The 16,049-nt window shown below is 71.1% G+C and carries 16 protein-coding genes; 10 read left to right on the top strand and 6 right to left on the bottom strand.

The window, feature by feature from the left end:
• Positions 1-17 precede the first annotated feature (17 nt).
• From JHN63_RS00085 to hemC, 7 genes are all read left to right on the top strand, one after another.
• Positions 18-662, top strand: a complete 645-nt coding sequence (locus JHN63_RS00085; RefSeq protein WP_200676523.1) for a response regulator transcription factor — start codon at positions 18-20, stop codon at positions 660-662.
• Positions 663-905: 243 nt separating this feature from the next.
• The gene (locus tag JHN63_RS00080) at positions 906-2,429 is read left to right on the top strand and encodes a histidine kinase (protein ID WP_234475546.1); all 1,524 of its coding nucleotides are present in this window, start codon (positions 906-908) and stop codon (positions 2,427-2,429) included.
• Positions 2,426-3,115, top strand: a complete 690-nt coding sequence (locus JHN63_RS00070; protein ID WP_200676522.1) for a response regulator transcription factor — start codon at positions 2,426-2,428, stop codon at positions 3,113-3,115. Before JHN63_RS00080 ends, JHN63_RS00070 begins: the two co-directional genes overlap by 4 nt.
• A 158-nt stretch (positions 3,116-3,273) precedes the next feature.
• Entirely contained in the window at positions 3,274-4,245 is a 972-nt protein-coding gene (locus JHN63_RS00065; RefSeq protein WP_307781770.1) for an ATP-dependent DNA ligase, read from the top strand.
• 152 nt (positions 4,246-4,397) lie between these two features.
• Complete coding sequence (locus tag JHN63_RS00060; RefSeq protein ID WP_200676521.1) at positions 4,398-5,174, top strand: NPP1 family protein; 777 nt, start codon at positions 4,398-4,400, stop codon at positions 5,172-5,174.
• 77 nt (positions 5,175-5,251) lie between these two features.
• A complete protein-coding gene (locus JHN63_RS00055; protein WP_200676520.1) occupies positions 5,252-6,820 on the top strand; it encodes a glycosyl hydrolase family 65 protein in 1,569 nt (522 codons plus the stop codon).
• Between the two features lie 72 nt (positions 6,821-6,892).
• Positions 6,893-7,828, top strand: coding sequence for a hydroxymethylbilane synthase (hemC, locus tag JHN63_RS00050; RefSeq protein WP_200676519.1), 936 nt, complete (start codon positions 6,893-6,895; stop codon positions 7,826-7,828).
• 41 nt (positions 7,829-7,869) lie between these two features.
• Here hemC and JHN63_RS00045 read toward each other — a convergent pair whose 3' ends face one another.
• The 4 genes from JHN63_RS00045 to JHN63_RS00030 form a co-directional block, all read right to left on the bottom strand.
• Positions 7,870-8,385, bottom strand: coding sequence for a hypothetical protein (locus JHN63_RS00045; RefSeq protein ID WP_200676518.1), 516 nt, complete (start codon positions 8,383-8,385; stop codon positions 7,870-7,872).
• Positions 8,386-8,574: 189 nt separating this feature from the next.
• Positions 8,575-9,435 carry an ABC transporter permease gene (locus JHN63_RS00040; protein ID WP_200676517.1) on the bottom strand — a complete coding sequence of 287 codons (861 nt, stop codon included), beginning with the start codon at positions 9,433-9,435 and terminating at the stop codon, positions 8,575-8,577.
• Positions 9,395-10,273, bottom strand: a complete 879-nt coding sequence (locus JHN63_RS00035; RefSeq protein WP_200676516.1) for an ABC transporter ATP-binding protein — start codon at positions 10,271-10,273, stop codon at positions 9,395-9,397. The genes JHN63_RS00040 and JHN63_RS00035 overlap by 41 nt, the downstream gene beginning before the upstream one ends.
• Positions 10,270-10,725 (bottom strand): MarR family transcriptional regulator, encoded by a 456-nt coding sequence (locus tag JHN63_RS00030; RefSeq protein ID WP_200676515.1) that lies wholly within the window; start codon positions 10,723-10,725, stop codon positions 10,270-10,272. The genes JHN63_RS00035 and JHN63_RS00030 overlap by 4 nt, the downstream gene beginning before the upstream one ends.
• Positions 10,726-10,868: 143 nt before the next feature.
• Between JHN63_RS00030 and JHN63_RS00025 the strand changes: the two genes are divergently transcribed.
• Positions 10,869-11,672, top strand: a complete 804-nt coding sequence (locus JHN63_RS00025) for a VOC family protein (protein ID WP_200676514.1) — start codon at positions 10,869-10,871, stop codon at positions 11,670-11,672.
• Between the two features lie 234 nt (positions 11,673-11,906).
• Here JHN63_RS00025 and glgX read toward each other — a convergent pair whose 3' ends face one another.
• Together glgX and JHN63_RS00015 are read right to left on the bottom strand one after the other, a co-directional pair.
• Positions 11,907-14,042, bottom strand: coding sequence for a glycogen debranching protein GlgX (gene glgX / locus JHN63_RS00020; protein ID WP_307781769.1), 2,136 nt, complete (start codon positions 14,040-14,042; stop codon positions 11,907-11,909).
• Entirely contained in the window at positions 14,039-14,542 is a 504-nt protein-coding gene (locus tag JHN63_RS00015; protein WP_200676513.1) for a pep a2, read from the bottom strand. The genes glgX and JHN63_RS00015 overlap by 4 nt, the downstream gene beginning before the upstream one ends.
• A 298-nt stretch (positions 14,543-14,840) precedes the next feature.
• Between JHN63_RS00015 and JHN63_RS00010 the strand changes: the two genes are divergently transcribed.
• Positions 14,841-15,149, top strand: a complete 309-nt coding sequence (locus JHN63_RS00010) for a DUF5133 domain-containing protein (protein WP_200676512.1) — start codon at positions 14,841-14,843, stop codon at positions 15,147-15,149.
• A 72-nt stretch (positions 15,150-15,221) separates the two neighbouring features.
• The coding region (locus JHN63_RS00005) for a maltotransferase domain-containing protein (RefSeq protein ID WP_200676511.1) at positions 15,222-16,049 on the top strand (828 nt) is incomplete at its 3' end.

Below are 16,049 nucleotides of genomic sequence, written 5' to 3'. Positions count from 1 at the left end.
GGGGAGGCGGGACTGTCGTGAGGGTCGTGATCGCCGAGGACAACGCCCTTCTCAGGGAGGGCCTGGTCCTGCTGTTGACGTCCGCCGGGCACGAGGTGGTGGCCGTCGCCGGCAGCGGGCCCGAGGTGCTGCCCGCGCTGCTCGCACACCGGCCGGACGTGGCCGTGCTCGATGTGCGGATGCCACCCGGTTTCCGCGACGAGGGGCTGCGGGCCGCGCTGGAGGCACGGGAGAAGATCCCCGGGCTGCCGGTGCTGGTGCTGTCGCAGTATGTCGAGGAGTCGTACGCCGCCGAGCTGTTGGGCGTCGGCGCGAGCGGGGTCGGCTATCTGCTCAAGGACCGGATCGGCCGCGTGGACGAGTTCCTCGACGCGCTGGACCGGGTGGCGGCCGGCGGTACGGCGCTCGACCCCGAGGTCGTGACCGAGCTGCTGACCCGACGCCGCAATTCACCGCTGGACTCGCTGACCCCGCGCGAGCGCGAAGTGCTGAAGCTGATGGCGGAGGGCCACGACAACACGACGATCGCCAAAACATTGGTCGTCACGGAACGCGCGGTCAGCAAGCACATCGGCAATGTGTTCCTGAAGCTGAGCCTGCCGCCGAGCGACAGCGGGCACCGGCGGGTGCTGGCCGTGCTGGCCTATCTGCAGAACGTGTGACACACGCCGCCGGTCGTCCCCGGGGATGACACGACCGGCGGCGCGTACGGCGTTCTCAGTAGCGGCGATCCGCGTTCTCAGTACCCGCGATCGTCGGCAGCCGTACGACGACAAGACGGGGTAGGCCCGGGAGACTGGGTCTGTCCCCCCAGCAGAAGCAGAGGATGTGGAGTGCTCCGTCCCGTGGCCGCTCTCCGCCGACCGCGGTCGGCCTCGGTCCCAGGAGCCCCGGCGGAGACACCCATGAACGACAGCTGGCAGCGTTACGCGGACGAGCACCTCCGCACCGTCGACACCATGTCGGCCGTCCTGCTGTTCGCCCTGTTCCTCTTCGGCAGCGAACTGGGCGTACCGAGCGGTCCCCGGCCGACCGAGGTCGGCCCCACGATCGCGCTCGCCGCGGTCTCCTGCGCGGCCCTGTTCTGGCAGCGGAGCCGTCCTCGTACGGTCGTCGCGGTCACGGCGACGACCGCCGCCGGAGCTGCCGCGCTGGGCTGCCTCCTCACCCCGCTGATGCTGGGGCCGTTGATGCTGGCCCTGTACCGGCTGGCCGTTCTCACCCGTCGCAGGACGGCCCGCCGTTACTTCCTCGCGTCGGTCGTGCTGGTGGTGACCACGGCGACGGTGGTGGACGCGGTGCATCACCCCTGGCCGTTCAAGACCGTCGGCCCGGCCGCCTGGCTGCTGTTGCCGGTCGTCGCCGGGAACGCGGTCCGGCTGCGGGACGCCTATCTGGAGGCGGTAAGGACGCGGGCCGAGTACGCCGAGCGCGGCCGGGAGGAGGCGGCGCGGCACCGGGTGGCCGAGCAACGGATGTGCATCGCCCGGGAGTTGCACGATGTCGTCGCCCACCATCTGGCACTGGCCCACGCCCAGGCCGGTACCGCGGCCCACCTCGCGCGCACGCACCCCGACCATGTGCAGCGGATCCTGACGGAACTCGCCGGTACGACGTCCTCCGCGCTGCGCGAGATGAAGGGCACGGTCGGTCTGCTGCGCCGGCCCGACGACCCCGGCGCGCCTCTGGCCCCGAGCCCGGGTCTGGCCCAACTCGCCGAACTGACCGGCACGTTCGCGACCGCCGGGCTCACGGTCACCGTGACGACGGAGGGCGAGCCGCGCCCCCTGTCCCCCGGGGTGGACCTGACGGCGTACCGCATCGTGCAGGAGGCCCTCACCAACGTCGGCAAGCACGCCACGACCCGGTCGGCGCACGTGCGGCTGCGCTACTCCTACGACCGGCTGACCGTCACGGTGACCGACGACGGAGCGAGACCGGTGGCGACCGCCGCGCCCGTCCCGGGCAGGGGTTCCGGCCTGTTCGGGATGCGCGAGCGCGCCCGGTCGGTCGGCGGCACCGTCGGGACCGAACGCCCTGCCGACGTTGACGACGAGGTGGACGCGGTACCGGCCACCGCACCAGCCGCAAGCCACGGTCTCGGACTCGTCGGCCTTCGCGAACGCGCCCGGTTCGTCGGCGGCACCTTCCGGACCCGGCACCCTGCCCAGTGCGACAACCGGGCGGGCGCGGTACCGGCCACCGCACCAGCACCAGCACCAGCACCAGCACCAAGCGCAGGCCCAGGACCAGGACAAAGCTACGGCCCAGGTCAAAGCCACGGCTTCGGACTCATCGGCATGCGCGAGCGCGCCCGTTCCGTCGGTGGGGCCCTCCATGCCGGGCGCCGTGCCGACGGCGGCTTCGAAGTCACCACCGAACTGCCGCTGTATCCCAGCGCCCCGGAACCGGAAGAAAGAACCCCATGACGATCCGCGTACTCCTCGCCGACGACCAGGCCCTTCTGCGCGCCACCTTCCGGATCCTGATCGACACCTGCGAGGGCATGGAGGTGGTCGCCGAGGCGGCCGACGGCGCCGAGGCGATCGCGCTGGCCGCCGAACACCGCCCCGATCTCGTCCTGATGGACATCCGGATGCCCGGCACGGACGGCCTGGCCGCCACGACCGCCATCTGCGCGGACCCGGCGCTGTCCGGCACCCGTGTCCTCATCCTGACCACCTTCGAGGTCGACGAGTACGTGGCACAGGCCCTGCGGGCGGGCGCGAGCGGCTTCCTCGGCAAGGACGTCACCGCCGAGGCCCTGCTGGCCGGCATCCGCACGGTCGCGTCCGGCGAGTCACTCCTCTCCCCGCTCGCCACCCGCACCCTGATCACCCGCTTCCTGGCCACACCCGCGCAGGGCGCCCCGCTGACGGCGCCCGACCGGCTCGGCGCCCTCACCGCCCGCGAGCGCGAGATCATGGCCATGGCCGCCGCGGGCCGCTCCAACGACGAGATCGCCGAGAAGCTGTACGTCAGCCCGCTGACCGTACGTACACATGTGCACCGCGCCATGACGAAGCTCGACGCCCGCGACCGCGCCCAGCTCGTCGTGATGGCGTATCAGACGGGCCTGGTACAGGCGCCGCCACCGCCGGGCCCCGAGTTCTGATCCATCGAACGTGAGCTACAACTGGCTGCGGGTCCAGGGTAGTTGGGGACAGTCACCGATGAACGAACAGCCATGCGTTCCCCCACTGCGGAGCCCCGTTCGGGCGAACCCTCCCCCTTGGACGCGTGCCGTCCCGGCCGTCCGTCGACACCTCTGCCGTGACCCTGCCCCGCATCTCCCCCATGCTCGCCACCCCAGGCACCCTCCCGCCCGCCGAACAGGACACCCGCTGGGCCTACGAGACCAAGCAGGACGGCCAGCGTGTCCTGGTGTATCTCCCCGGCGACGGAAGCGTCCTCCTGCGTGCCCGCTCCGGTGCGGACATCACGGGCGCGTATCCCGAACTGCACGCCCTGGGCGGCGAGTTGCCTGCCACGCCGACGATCCTGGACGGTGAAGTGCTGGCCCTGGACCAACAGGGCCGCGCCGACTTCCAGTTGCTCCAGAACCGGATGGGCCTGGCCGGGTCCCCCGCGCTGGTGGCGCACCGGGCCGCGAACACACCGGTGCATCTGGTGCTGTTCGACCTCCTTCACCTCAACCGGCCACTCCTCGCGCTCCCTTACGCCGACCGTCGCGCGGAGTTGGAGCGGCTCTGTCTCGACGGCCCGTACTGGTCAACTCCCGCCGCGCTCACCGGACATGGCGCCGAGGCGCTGCGGGCCACCCGTGCGCACGGGCTGGAGGGCCTGGTCTGCAAGCGGCTGGACTCGGTGTACGAACCCGGGGTGCGGTCCCGCGCCTGGATCAAGATCCGCAATCTGCGCAGCGAGGACGTGCTGGTCGGCGGCTGGGTGCCCGGCAAGGGGCGGCTGACGGGCCTGCCGGGTGCGGTGCTGGTGGGGCAGCGCGCGGGCGGCCGGCTGCGGTACGTCGGCAACGTGGGCACCGGCTGGAGCGAGGCCGAACGTGCCGAACTCACCGTGCTGTTGGGGGCCGCCGGGACCGACACGTGCCCCTTCGATCCGGTGCCGTCGGTGGCCGGTGCGCGCTGGGTGGTGCCCCGGCTGGTCGGCGAGGTCCGCTACAGCACCCGCACCCGGGCCGGGATGCTGCGCCAGCCGTCCTGGCTGCGGCTGCGCCCGGACCTCACACCGGAGGAGTCGGCCGCCGATCTGCCGGACGACTGAGAAACTTGCGAAGATCAAGTATTGGGCACCGTGTCACCATCGTGACACCTCACCCTCTTGGCGCGTACATGAAAAGCAGGGACTCTGAAAGCCCTTTCCATCCCCAGCCCCGTCATCCACCGCCGCCGGGCTGCGCCCAAGAGGAGGACGCAGTGTCGTCCCAGAAGTCCCGAACCCGCCGCAGAAGGTGGCTCGCCGGTCTCGGCGGTGCCGCCGTGCTCGTCATCGCCTTCCCCTCCGCCGCTTTCGCCGCTCCGCCCACCGCGCTGCCCGCGAACGCCGAGACGGCGGAGAAGACGTATCTGCCCGCCTTCGACTACGACACGGACGGCTGCTACCCGACGCCCGCGATCGGCCCAGACGGGACCATCAACGGCGGCCTGAAACCGACGGGTTCACTGAGCGGCGAGTGCCACGACGCCTCGGACCTCGACAACACCAACAGCTACTCGCGCTACAAGTGCAACAACGGCTGGTGCGCGTACATGTACGGCCTGTACTTCGAGAAGGACCAGGCCATCGCCAACTCCAGCATCGGGGGGCACCGCAACGACTGGGAACACGTCGTGGTGTGGGTGCAGAACGGCGCCATCCAGTACGTGTCGACGTCCAACCACGGTTCGTTCACCGTGCACGCGGCCTCCGAGGTCCGCTTCGACGGCACCCACGCCAAGATCGTCTACCACAAGGACGGCATCGGCACGCACGACTTCCGGCTGGGGAACGCGAACGACGAGCCGCCGGAGAACGACAAGCACACCTGGCAGTACCCGCCTCTCGTCGGCTGGAACGGCTACCCGGCGGGCCTGCGCGACAAGTTGAGCGCGTACGACTTCGGCAGCGCGAACTTCGGTCTCAAGGACGCGAACTTCGTGGCCCACCTCACGTCGGCGAAGCCTTCCGGAATCTCGTTCGACCCCGCTGCCTGACGGTACCGTCCACAGGGCAGCATCGTTCTCAGGGCTCCCGGGATCATCTCGACCCCGGGGGCCCGAGAGGACGGAACGTGGCAGCTGAACGCGGGATCTCGCGCAGGGCACTGCTCATCGCCCTGGGAATCGCCGGGGCGACGGCCATCCCCGCGGGTGCGCAGGGCCCGGCGCCCGGGAACGGGTACACCATGCCCACCCTCGCCTTCGACGACCCGGCCGCCCAACGCCGGATCGGTGCCCTGTACGCGTCCGCGCTCCGCTCCGTGTCCGGCGCCAACACCATCGGCGCCGACCGCGCGGTGTACGACAAGGCGGGCCTGCTCTCCTACCCGCCCGGCACGGTCGTCCGGGCCGGTGGCGGCTATCCCGCGCCGCAGCGCTGGACCCGGGACGCGGCCGTCAACGCGTGGAGCGGGGTCAGCCTGCTGGCGCCGGGGGTCGGCCGCAACACCCTGTGGTCCGTGGTCGACCGCGTCCGGGACGGGTTCGTCGTCCAGCAGGACAACCAGTGGTGGGACCAGATCGTGTGGGTCCTGGCCGCGCACCACCACTACCTGGTCACCGGCGACGGGGACTTCCTCACCCGCGCCCACGACACGTCCGCGCGCACCCTCGCGGCCCGCCGCGCGCAGCACTTCAACCAGTCGTTCGGCCTCTTCGAGGGCCCGGGCTTCATGAACGACGGCATCTCCGGCTACCCGAGCCCGCCCGCCTCGACATCCGTCCACTCGTCCTTCGTCCTGGACCACCCGCACGCCGACAAGCTGATGTGCCTGTCGACCAACTGCCTCTACTACGGCGCCCATATCGCCCTCGCGGCCATGTCCGAGGCCCTCGGCCACCCCGTACAGGCAGCCTCGTTCCGCTCGGACGCGAAGCGCCTGCGCACGGCGATCGACCAGCACCTGTGGCGCGCGGACGCCGGCACCTACGGCTACCTCGTCCACGGTGAGGGCCCCCTTGCAGGACACCTCGACACCTCCCAGGAGGGCGCGGGACTGGCCCTCGCCGTCCTCCTCGGGGTCGCCGACGCCCGCCGCGCCGGACAGCTCCTCGACTCCACGCACTGGCAGCCGTACGGCATCGTCAACGTCTGGCCGCACTTCCCGCGCTTCGACGACCGGCGTCCGGGACGGCACAACGTGATGGTCTGGCCGATGGTCCACGGGCTGTACGGCCAGGCCGCCGCCGTCGCGGGCCGCACCGAGCCGTTCGCGCTGGCCGTGGACACCCTCGCCGGTCTGGTGACCGCGAGCGGCGGCTTCTACGAGCTGTACAACTCCGTGACCGGCGCCGTCGACGGCGGCTGGCAGGGCGGCGCCGGCGGCCACGCTCACCACTTCGTGTCGCAGCCCGACCAGACCTGGTCGGCGACGGCGTATCTGCGGCTGATCCACGACGGCCTGTTCGGACTGACGTTCACGGACGACTCACTACGGCTGCGCCCGTGCCTGCCGTCGACCTGGGGGCCGGTGAGCCTGCGCGGGCTGCCGTACCGGAGCATGACGCTCGACGTGACCCTGAGCGGCGGCGGGAGCCGGGTGCGGTCGTGCACGGTCGACGGCAAGCCGGGGGAACCGGTCCTACCCGCGGACGGGACCGGTCGTCACACCCTGCACCTGGAGCTCACCGACGCGGCCTGAACCCGTGCGTCACCGGCGCCCGGTGTCGGGGTCCGGTCCACGGCGGGGTGCCGGACGGTCTATCGTGTCCGCATGTCCGTGCCCGAACTGATCCGAATCGTCTCCCGTGACTCGCCCATGGCGCTGGCCCAAGTGGAGCGTGTTCGCGCCGAGTTGGCCGTCCTCCATCCGCAGGTGCGCACCGAGGTCGTGCCGGTCAAGACGACCGGTGACAAGTGGATGGGCGATCTGGCCCTGGTCGAGGGCAAGGGGGCGTTCACCAAGGAGGTGGACGCCGCTCTGCTCGCCGGTGTGGCGGATCTCGCGGTGCACTGCGTGAAGGACGTGCCCGCCGACCGGCCGCTGCCGGCCGGTACGACGTTCGCCGCGTTCCTGAAGCGGGACGACATCCGTGATGCCCTGGTCCACCCCGGTGGGCTGACCCTCGACGAGTTGCCTGCCGGTACCCGGATCGGCACCTCGTCGGTCCGGCGGGTCGCTCAACTCGCCGCCACGCACCCGGAGTTGCAGTGCGTGCCGTTCCGCGGGAACGTCAACCGGCGGCTGGAGAAGCTCGCGGCGGGTGAGGCCGACGCGCTGCTGGTCGCGATGTCCGGGCTGGAGCGCATCGACCGCCGCGACGTGATCAGCGAGGTGCTGTCCCCCGAGGTGATGATGCCGCCGATCGGCGCGGGCATCCTCGCCCTGCAGTGCCGCGAGGGCGACACCGACGTCATCGACACAGTCAGCGGGCTCGGTCACCCGGAGACGCATCGCGAGGCGACCGCGGAGCGCATGTTCCTGCACGTCCTCCAGGGGCACTGCAACAGCCCGATCTCCGGGTACGCGCAGGTGGACCGGAGCGGTGAACTGTCGCTGCGCGCCTGTGTGTTCACCCCGGACGGCAAGACCCGGCTCAATGCCCACGAGTGGGCGGGGCGGCTTGACCCGGCGACGCTCGGCACCTCGGTGGCGGTGGCACTGCTGCGGCAGGGTGCCCGGGAGATCATCGACGGCATCCCGCACTGACCGAAGGGTCTCGGACCAGCGAGGTCTCGGACCGGCGGGTCTCAGGGGGTGCCGGGTTCCGCCTGGTCCCGGAGGAAGTTACTGACCTGGTGCGCCAGGCCGTCCCGCCCGGCACCGGCCGCGACGGCCTCCTCGCACAGACCGATGCCGCCCGCCCACAGGCGCCGTTCGGTCCACTCCTCCTCCACCCGCAGCTGGACCTGTACGTCCACCTGCTTCAGGGCGGCCTCCGCGCCGGCCGCGTACACGACGGCGGTGGCGCGGCGCAGCGGATAGACGTCGAAGCCCTCGATGAACTGCGAGCTGCGCCAGTCGATGAAGGCGCTCTCCCCGTCCGGGCCGAGCCTGACGTCGATCTGGCCGTCCTCCAGGTGGATGCCGTAGTGCCGCGCGCCGCGGTTCTCGACGGTGACACGGAGAGTGAAGTACGTCAGCCCTTCGGCGGCGTCGTCGCGTCCGCGTGGCGGCTCGGCGGCGGCCAGGCTGTGGACGCGGACACGCAGACCGGCATGTTCGTCGTACTCCTGCCAGTCCCCGACCACGTTCGGCTCGTACACAATGCACCCTCTCGACCTCAGAGAGCTGCTTCCTATCTGTGTGCTCAGCGCACTGTCAAATGAGCGGAATGCGCTGTGGCCAGCGTTTTCGCCCGCTTGATCACTGATCAAGCGCTGCGCAGCGAGAATCCGCTTTCCGGCCGTCGCATCCCGGCCGGGGGCGTGCCGCACATCACGTCCCCGGCAAGATCAGCGGGCCAGCCGTCCGAGCAGGGAGGAGGCGGCCGCGATGCCCAGTGCGGCGGCCACCAGCAGGACGGCGAAGTCGGTGCCGACATGGGACGGGGTGCCGAGCAGCAGCCCGCGCAGGGCGTCGACTTCGTAGCTCAGCGGGTTCGCCTTGCTCACCGCCTGCAGCCAGCCGGGCATGATCGCCACGGGGTAGAGAGCGTTGGAGCCGAAGAACAGCGGCATGGTGATCGCCTGTCCGAAACCCATCAACCGGTCCCTGCTGAGCACGATGCCGGCGATGGTCATCGAGAGGCAGGAGAAGAAGGCCGAGCCGAGGATCACGATCGCCCCGACACCGATCAGCTTCAGCGGGTTCCAGGTGAGCGCGACTCCGAGGATCGCGGCGATGACGACCACGACGACGGCCTGGATCAGCGACTTCACACCGGCAGCGAAGGCCTTGCCGGTGATCAGCGCCGAGCGCGGGGTGGGGGTGACGAGGAGCTTGTTGAGGATGCCGGCGTCGCGTTCCCAGATGATCTGGATGCCGTAGAAGATGGCGATGAACATCGCGGACTGGGCGATGATGCCCGGCGCGAGGTAGTCGATGTAGGGGATGCCGCCGGTCGGGATCGCCTTGATGCGGGTGAAGGTCTGGCCGAAGATCAGGAGCCAGAGCGCCGGTTGGACGGCCCGGGTGTACAACTCGGTGCGGTCGTGGCGGAGTTTCTGGAGTTCGACCGCGCACATCGCGATGACGCGGGCGGGCAACAGGCGCCAGCCGGCCCGGGGTTGGGGCGGGATGAGCAGCAGGTTCAGGTCGTACTCGGGGGCGGGGTCAGCCGACGCGGTTCGCGGTGCGGCGGGTGCTTCGGACATCGCGGAAACCTCCTGACTGGTCTTCGAGACCGCTGCCGGCGATGTCCCGGAAGACGTCCTCAAGGGTGGGCAGCGGATCGGTGGCGGGCGCTCCGGCGGCGCGGCGGCGTTCGCCGAGGCCCTCGCGGAGCTGGTCCGGGGTGCCCAGGGCCCGGATGCGGCCGCGGTGCATCAGGCCGACGCGGTCGCAGTACTGGTCGGCCTCGTCCATGTAGTGGGTGGTGACCAGGACGGTCATGCCGGTGGCCTCGCGCACGGCGTTGATGTGCTCCCACACGCTGGTGCGGGCGATCGGGTCGAGGCCGATGGTGGGTTCGTCGAGGATGAGCAGGCGGGGCGCGCTGACCAGGGCCTGTGCGAGTTCGAGGCGGCGGACCATGCCGCCGGAGTAGGTGTTGGCCAGCCGGTCGGCGGCGTCCGTGAGGTCGACGGCCCGGAGCGCCTGGGCGACGCGGGCGGCACGTTCTCTGCGCGGTACGTCGAAGACGCGGGCGAAGAGAGCGACGTTCTCGCGGCCGGTGAGGCCGCTGTCCGCGGACAGCTGCTGCGGGACGTAGCCGAGCATGCGGCGCACGGACATCTGCTCCTTGGCCGTGTCGTGGCCGAAGACGTGGACCATGCCCGCCGGGACCGGCAGGAGGGTGGTGATACAGCGGATGGCCGTGGTCTTCCCGGCGCCGTTGGGGCCGAGCAGGCCGAAGACCTCGCCCTCCCCCACGGACAGGTCGAGCCCGTCCACCGCGGTGGTCTCGCCGAAGGAGTAGGCGAGCCGGGTGCAGCTGACGGCTGCGGACCGCTCGGTGGCGGTGTCGGTGTCAGCGTCGACGGACGGCTTCATGAGTCCTCGGCCTCCTCGTGCAGATTGACGGCCAGCCGGTGCAGGGCCGGGATCGCTGCGCGCAGCGCGTCCCGGTCCGCCTGGTCGAGACGGTCGACCTGTCCTCGTACGAGGGCCGCGCGCCGTGCGTGCCAGTCGCCGAGGCGGGTCTTGGCCGCCTCGGTGAGCTGGAGGCGGGCGGCGCGCCGGTCGGCGGGGTCCGTCTCGCGGATCAGGAAGCCGTCCCGGGCGAGCTGGTTGACGAGCGTCGACACCGAGTTGCTCGCGAGGAACAGCTCCTTGGCCGCCTCCGAGATACCGATGCCCGGCCGGACCTCGACCAGGCGCAGCAGCTCCACCTCGGCGCCGCGCAGTCGCGGCAGGGTCATCTCGCTGCGCAATCGCCTGCGGATCAGCCGCTGGACACCGACTAGCGCGTCGGCCAGCTCTTCCGGGAACTTCTCCGTCTCCACATCTGGAGATTACCTCTTTAGCAGAGGTAACTAACCCAAAAGGATGGTCAAGACACCCGCTCGGCAGGCCGTCGGACCGGTTCCGGTCGGACACTGGTGGAGACCGGTGGCCGCCGGTCCACGAGATCGGAAACGCGACTGCCATGAACCACGACAGGAAACCGCCCTTCGGACAACCGGATTCCGTCTCCACCCGTACGGTGTTCGGCGCCCCCTGCTGGGTCAGTCTCACGAGCCGCGACGTGGAGACCACCGAGGCGTTCTACGAGGCCGTGTTCGGCTGGAAGTGGCGTTCCGCCCGCCTGGGTGACCGCTTCCGGATCGCCACGGCGAACGACGTTCCGGTGGCCGGTCTGGCCGCGGTGGCCTCCATGTGGCAGGTCGCGGTGGCCTGGACGCCGTACTTCGCGGTGCCCGACGCGGATGTGACCGCGGCCCGGGTCCGTGAGCGCGGCGCCACGGTCGCCGTGGGACCGCTCTCCTTCCCGCCCGGCCGCGCGGCCCTGCTCGCCGACCGGGACGGCGCGACCTTCGGCATCTGGGAGGGCGACCTCATGGGCGGCTGGGAGACCTGGCGCCGCTCGGCCCCGGCCTTCGTCCGCCTGCACACCCGCGACGCCTTCGACGCGGCGATCTTCTACGGCGAGGTCCTCGACTGGGAGTCGGCGGACCCGGCCAGCTGCGAGGTCCGCTACGAGGGCGGCGAGGTGGTCCTGCGCAGCGGCGGCAACGTCGTGGCGCGGATCGATTCGGGCGCGCTGGAGGCGGCCCCGGACCCGACCGTCCGGCCGCACTGGCAGGTCCACTTCGCGGTCTCGGACATCCGGTCCTGCGCCCGGGCCACGGAGGCGTACGGCGGGAGCATCCTGCGGGAGAACGCCCACGAGGCCGTGCTGCGCGACCCGGACGGCGCCCGGTTCACGGTGACCTCGCGCGACGCCGCCTGACGCTCAGCCATGGGCGGGCCCCGCGGCGTCCGGTGCGTGCTCCGGGGGCCTCCCGGCCGAAGGCTGGAGGAGCGCCGGGCGGAAGCCCCCGCACCGGACTCACTTGGGCTTTCGCCCGGTGCGGCGAGTGGGGTCACCTCCCACGGAGGAGCGTGCCGTGCCGGGCACGGCGGGGCTGGGGGTACCCCCTCTGGGGGGCGGGACTTCGCGGACGCGGCCCGGCCGCCTGCCCCCTCAGCGCCGGGCGGGCCTCGACAGCAGCACCAGGCTGCGCGCCTCTACGACCATCTCCGTGTCCGCCTTGTGTTCCGTCTCGTCCGGGGTGCCCTGCGGTTCGGCGGTGTCGATCAGGGTCGTCCAGCGCTCGCCGTAGGTGGCGTCGGGGAGGCGGAAGTCGACGGGTTCCCAGTAGCTGTTCAGCAGGAGCAGGAAGGAGTCGTCGACGACGGGTCCGCCGTGCGGGTCGCGCTCGGCGATGGCGTCGCCGTTGAGGAACACGCCCACGCAGTGCGCGTCGGAGCGCTGCCAGTCCCGGTCGGCCATCTCGCGGGCGTCGGGCAGCAGCCACACCAGGTCGGGCAGCGGTTGGCCGGCGTGCACGGCGGTCTCGCCGCGGAAGAACCGGCGGCGGCGCAGCACGGGATGTGCGGCGCGCAGCCCGATGACGTACCGCGTGAAGGCGGCGAGTTCGCGCTGCTCGTCGGTCGACTCCCAGTCGATCCAGGCGAGTTCGTTGTCCTGGCAGTAGGCGTTGTTGTTGCCGCGCTGGGTGCGGCCCAGTTCGTCGCCGTGGCCGAGCATCGGGATGCCCTGCGAAAGGAGCAGTGTGGCAAGGAAGTTGCGCTGCTGACGGGCGCGCAGCTCCAGCACGGCGGGGTTGTCGGTCTCGCCCTCGGCTCCGCAGTTCCAGGACCGGTTGGCGCTCTCGCCGTCTTGATTCCCTTCCCCGTTGGGCTCGTTGTGCTTGTCGTTGTACGAGACCAGGTCGCGCAGGGTGAACCCGTCGTGCGCGGTGACGAAGTTGACGCTGGCGCGCGGCCGTCGCCGGTTGTGCTGGTACAGGTCGGAGGAACCGGTGAGCCGGGAGGCGACCTCGCCGAGCGTATGCTCGCCGCCCCGCCAGAAGTCCCGTACGGCGTCCCGGTACTTGCCGTTCCACTCCGACCACAGCGGCGGGAAGTTGCCGACCTGGTAGCCGCCCTCGCCCAGGTCCCACGGCTCGGCGATGAGCTTGACGCGGCTGATCACCGGGTCCTGCTGGATCAGGTCGAAGAAGGCCGACAGCCGGTCCACCTCGTGGAACTGCCGGGCCAGGGTGGCCGCGAGGTCGAAGCGGAAGCCGTCGACGTGCATCTCGGTGACCCAGTAGCGCAGCGAGTCCATGATGAGCTGAAGGACGTAGGGGTGCCGCATCAGCAGGCTGTTCCCGGTGCCCGTCGTGTCGTAGTAGTGGCCCCAGTCTCCGTCCACCAGACGGTAGTAGGAGGCGTTGTCGATGCCCCGGAAGGAGAGGGTGGGGCCCTTCTCGTTGCCCTCGGCGGTGTGGTTGTAGACGACGTCGAGGACGACTTCGAGCCCGGCGGCGTGCAGCGCCTTCACCATGGACTTGAACTCGGTGACCTGTCCCCCGCGTTCACGGTGCGCGGCGTAGGCGTTGTGGGGCGCGAAGAAGCCGATGGTGTTGTAGCCCCAGTAGTTGGACAGGCCGCGGTCCTGGAGCACCCCGTCCTGCACGAACTGGTGCACCGGCATCAACTCGACCGCCGTCACACCGAGTTGGGCGAGGTGGTCGACGACCGCCGGGTGCGCGAGTCCCGCGTACGTCCCGCGGAGTTCCTCGGGGACCTCCGGGTGGGTGCGGGTCAGGCCCTTCACATGGGCCTCGTAGATCACCGTGTCGGCGTACGGGCGCCGGGGCGGCCGGTCGTCGCCCCAGTCGAAGGCCGGGTCGACGACCACGCCGAGCATGCCGTGTCCGGCACTGTCGCCGGGGGCGGGTCCGGCCGAACGCTCGTACAGCGAGGGGTCGTTGTCGATCTGTCCGTCCACCGCCCTGGCGTACGGGTCGAGGAGCAGTTTCGCCGGGTTGCAGCGGTGTCCGAGGGCCGGAGCCCACGGGCCGTGCACCCGGTAGCCGTACCGCTGGCCCGGCCCGATTCCCGGCAGATAGCAGTGCCACACGAAGCCGTCGGTCTCGGTCAGCCGAACGTCGCGGTGGCTGCCGTCGTCCTCGACGAGGACGAGGTCGACGCGTTCGGCGACCTCGCTGAACAGGGCGAAGTTGGTGCCGTTCCCGTCGTAGGAGGCACCCAATGGATGGGGGTGCCCGCTCCACACGGACACCCCTTTCCTGCGCGGGCTCGCGGTCACCGGGCGTCCTCCAGGAGGCCGGGTCTCGGACGGGCCGGCAGGGCGGCAGGCACCTCGCGGGGGAGCTGGAGCGTCTCCCGCAGGCGCGGTGCGGGCGTCCTCGGGACACGCGGGACGCGTTCGCCGCTGCGGGCGCGCTGGGAGAACCAGATGATCTTGCTTCCGGCGTCGGTGGCGCAGCAGCCCCAGCCGTCGCTCATCGCGGCGATCCGGGCGAGGCAGGCGCGCAGGTCCTGGTCCGGGCGCAGATCGCGGTCGTTGTCACCGATGGCGGTGATCAGGTGCTGGCCGTTCCACCACAGCTCTATCGACGTGTGCTTGTCCGTGGCGTGCTCGTCGATGGCCCGCAGCAGCAGCTCGGCGCCGCGGCGGACGGGCTCCACGAGGATCTCCAGGTCCCAGAGCCGGAGGTGGGCGGCCAGGATGCGCCCGACCTGCCCGACCCGGTCCGGAGTGACGTCCACATCGAGGTGGTAGTAGCAGGGCACTGCGGTCTTCATCGTCGTTGGCTCCCTACCGGCGAAGCTCACGCTTCCCCTCGCCCTGCGGGGCCGGGGCCCCGAACACGAAGCGTGAGCAATGATCGCTTCTGAGTCAGCTCCAGCGTGCGAGCGCTAGGCCATTCGTGCAACACGAGCGACGGGCGGGGTAGTTGAAGATCCAACAAGACGCTTGGTCATCATCTGTGCACCATGAGTGAAAGCCTCGACTGCCGTGCCGGAGCCATGCCGCTCCGCGCACGGCCGCCACCCGACGGTCGGGAAACGCGGTCCGCCGAGGCGGAAGGTGAACAGCGCCATGCTGCTACCCGCCAAAGCCGAAGTCGCCCGCCAACTGCGGCGCTATCGGGCGTGGGAACGCGTGATGCTCGCGTCGCCGGACGACCGGACGGTGCGGGCCACCTTCGAGGACTCGGGCTACACCTTGTGCGTGCTGATGGGGAAGCGCTGCGCGCGCGAGGCCGCGGAAGCCGCCGAACGCTATCTGCGCAGTAGCGCGGGCTCGTACCTCCAGGAGCAGAACGGACGCCCCCGTACGACGGCTGTCGTGCACCGCGGGCCGCCCGTCACCGCCGCCGCCGACCGGCGTTCCCCCGCCGGAAGGTAGTCCCCCTTCCGGCGCAGCTCGGACCCCGGCCGGGTGAACAGCCCGGCCTCGAACACGGCGGAGGTGAGACCCATGAACGCGACCCCGGCAGCCATCGGCCGCATTCCGGTACGTGACGTGCGCCCGGCCGTGGACGGCGGCGCGCGCCCGGCGAAGGCGGTCGTCGGCGAGACCTTCGAGGTCACCGCCACCGTGTTCCGCGAGGGCCACGGCACGATCGGCGCGAACGTCGTTCTCCGCGACGAGAACGGCCGCCCCGGCCCGTGGACCCCGATGCGCGAACTGTCCGCCGGCAGCGATCGCTGGGGCGCCGAGGTCACCCCGGACGCGCCGGGCCGTTGGTCCTACGTCGTGGAGGCCTGGGGCGATCCCGTCGCCACCTGGCGCCGGGCCGCCCGCGTCAAGATCCCGGCCGGCATCGACGTCGGCCTGATGCTGGAGGAGGGCGCGGAGCTGCACGCGCGCGCCGCCGCCGGGGTGCCCGAGGGACCGGCCCGCGCCGCGGTGCTGGCCGCTGCGGAGACGCTGCGCGACGACACACTGCCGGTGGGGACGCGGTTCGTGGCCGCGCTGACGCCGGATGTGGAGCGGGTCCTGGAGGCTTGTCCGCTACGGGAGTTGGTGACCGTTTCCGAGCCCCGCGCGTTGCTGGTGGAACGGGAGCGGGCGCTCTACGGCGCCTGGTACGAGTTCTTCCCCCGCTCCGAAGGCACCTCCGAGACCCCGCACGGCACGTTCCGTACGGCCGTGCGGCGACTCGACGCGATCGCGGCGATGGGCTTCGACGTGGTGTATCTGCCGCCGATCCATCCGATCGGGACGGCCTTCCGCAAGGGCCCGAACAACTCGTTGTCCGCCGGGCCCGAGGATGCGGGTGTCCCCTGGGCGATCGGTTCGCCC

Origin of the sequence: Streptomyces sp. MBT65 (assembly GCF_016612545.1) — a bacterium.
In the GTDB taxonomy this organism is placed as follows: domain Bacteria; phylum Actinomycetota; class Actinomycetes; order Streptomycetales; family Streptomycetaceae; genus Streptomyces.
The sequence above is the reverse complement of the archived record's forward strand: the minus strand, read 5'-3'. Positions and strand labels throughout refer to the sequence as shown.

What these genes read in the sequence shown, in the direction of transcription:
- JHN63_RS00025 (WP_200676514.1), top strand. Translation starts at nt 10,869, where the DNA reads ATGAACCACGACAGGAAACCGCCCTTCGGACAACCGGATTCCGTCTCC.
- JHN63_RS00015 (WP_200676513.1), bottom strand. Translation starts at nt 14,542, where the DNA reads ATGAAGACCGCAGTGCCCTGCTACTACCACCTCGATGTGGACGTCACT.
- JHN63_RS00035 (WP_200676516.1), bottom strand. Translation starts at nt 10,273, where the DNA reads ATGAAGCCGTCCGTCGACGCTGACACCGACACCGCCACCGAGCGGTCC.
- JHN63_RS00080 (WP_234475546.1), top strand. Translation starts at nt 906, where the DNA reads ATGAACGACAGCTGGCAGCGTTACGCGGACGAGCACCTCCGCACCGTC.
- JHN63_RS00010 (WP_200676512.1), top strand. Translation starts at nt 14,841, where the DNA reads ATGCTGCTACCCGCCAAAGCCGAAGTCGCCCGCCAACTGCGGCGCTAT.
- JHN63_RS00040 (WP_200676517.1), bottom strand. Translation starts at nt 9,435, where the DNA reads ATGTCCGAAGCACCCGCCGCACCGCGAACCGCGTCGGCTGACCCCGCC.
- JHN63_RS00070 (WP_200676522.1), top strand. Translation starts at nt 2,426, where the DNA reads ATGACGATCCGCGTACTCCTCGCCGACGACCAGGCCCTTCTGCGCGCC.
- hemC (WP_200676519.1), top strand. Translation starts at nt 6,893, where the DNA reads ATGTCCGTGCCCGAACTGATCCGAATCGTCTCCCGTGACTCGCCCATG.